This window comes from Streptomyces sp. NPDC031274, from assembly GCF_055570235.1.
The window spans coordinates 1-1,696 of the sequence record NZ_JBVIHP010000167.1 but is presented as its reverse complement, the minus strand read 5'-3'; the positions used below and the strand labels follow the sequence as shown (position 1 = coordinate 1,696).

The window sequence follows — 1,696 nt, the reverse complement described above, 5'->3', positions numbered from 1 at the left end:
TTCAGAACTGTTCTCTGTCACCGCTCTCCGCCCAACATTTCGTCACGTCCCGAAACAACGACTTGTGAAGGGTTTACGATCTCATGACACACGCCGACCTCATCGTCATCGGCGCCGGACAGTCCGGCCTGGCCACCGCCGCCCTCGCCCCCCGGCACGGCTTTAAGCGCACCCTGGTGCTCGAGTCAGCCGATGCGCCGGGTGGCGCCTGGCCGCGCTACTACGGCAGCCTCGCCCTGTTCTCTCCCGCGCGGTACTCCTCGCTGCCCGGCTTGCGCTTCCCCGGGGACCCGGACCGCTACCCGTCACGGGATGAGGTGGTGGACTACCTGCGCGACTACGCCCGCCATCTCACCGCCGCCGAGATACACGCGTCCGCGACCGTCACCTCGGTCAGCCGTCAGGGCGATGCCTGGTCGGTACGCGTCGGGGACGGCCGCGAGTTCACTGCACGGGCAGTGATCGCCGCGACCGGGGACTACGGCACTCCGTACCTCCCCAGCCTGCCCGGGAGCGAGGAGTTCGCCGGTCGGGTGCTGCACGCCGCCGACTACCGCAGCCCGGACGCGTTCGCCGGGCAACGGGTCGTGGTGGTCGGCGCGGGCAACTCCGCGATCCAGATCGCCGCCGAACTCGGCGAGGTCGCCGACACCACACTGGCCACCCGGCGGCCGATCGAATGGACGCCCCAGCGCCCGCTGGGCCGCGATCTGCACTGGTGGCTGCGGCACACCCGACTCGACGTGGCCCCCATCCGGCGCCTGCTGGTCAAGGTCCCGGTCTCAGTCATCGACGACGGCAACTACCGCGCTGCCCTTGAGCGTCACGGCGTTGACCGGCGACAGATGTTCAGCCGCCTCACGGCCGAGGGGGTCGTCTGGGCCGATGGAACGAAGGAAGCGGTGGACGCCATCATCCTGGCGACCGGCTACCGCCTCGCCCTTCCCTACCTCACCGACAGTGGCGCCCTGGACGACGGCGGACGGCCGCTGCACCGCGGCGGCGTCGCCACCACCGTGCCCCAACTCGGCATCGTCGGCATGGAGTTCCAGCGCAGCTTCTCCTCCAAGACTCTGCGCGGCGTGGGGCGCGACGCCGCGTACGTGCTACGCCGCCTGGCGAAGAACCGCTGAGCGGCGCACCACGTGGGTGTACTACCAGAGTGAGCCCTCCGTGCTTGCCGCTAGGCCTGCTTCCTGCCGAGCCTCTTGTCGATGCTCTGGAGCGACTTCCTGATCTCGATGACCTGCCGGTCCAGGGACCTGGACGACGTAATGCGGGTCTCACCCTGCATCAGAGCGACGTCGAGATCGTAGGAGTCTTCGTAGTCCTGCTTGCCGTCGGCCGACTGGTAGTTGATCGTGGCGGTGAGGCGGTCCGGTGCGTCTTCCTCGTTGCCGAATTCCCCGTCTTCGTCGTCCTTGCCGATGTAGTAGACGTTCCTGAGCTCTGCGCCCGGGGTGAGGGTCATGATGGGCCGCGCATAACGTTCCTTGAGGTACGGGATGAGGCTCCGCGCCGCCTTCTCCGCAGGAGGGTCAGGGATCTCCGGGGAGAAGGTGACCCGCACGTTCTTCGCGACGGACGGCCCGTGGTTGCGGACGACGAGATAGAGCGCAGCCGTGGCTGGGTGCGCGTCTTGGAACTCGGCAGCCACCATCGGCCGACTCCTGCCGATGCTGTCGGCGCGAGTCTG

Annotated in this window: 2 protein-coding genes; one reads left to right on the top strand and one right to left on the bottom strand. The window is 68.2% G+C overall.

What is annotated here, in order from left to right:
- The first annotated feature begins 83 nt into the window (after positions 1 to 83).
- On the top strand, positions 84 to 1,133 hold the full coding sequence (locus ACZ5CR_RS44625; RefSeq protein WP_468869251.1) for a flavin-containing monooxygenase: 1,050 nt from the start codon (positions 84 to 86) through the stop codon (positions 1,131 to 1,133).
- Positions 1,134 to 1,183: 50 nt separating this feature from the next.
- On the opposite strand, the gene ACZ5CR_RS44620 is transcribed toward ACZ5CR_RS44625, so the two are convergent.
- A partial coding sequence (locus ACZ5CR_RS44620; RefSeq protein WP_468869248.1) for a hypothetical protein occupies positions 1,184 to 1,696 on the bottom strand: 513 nt, incomplete at its 5' end.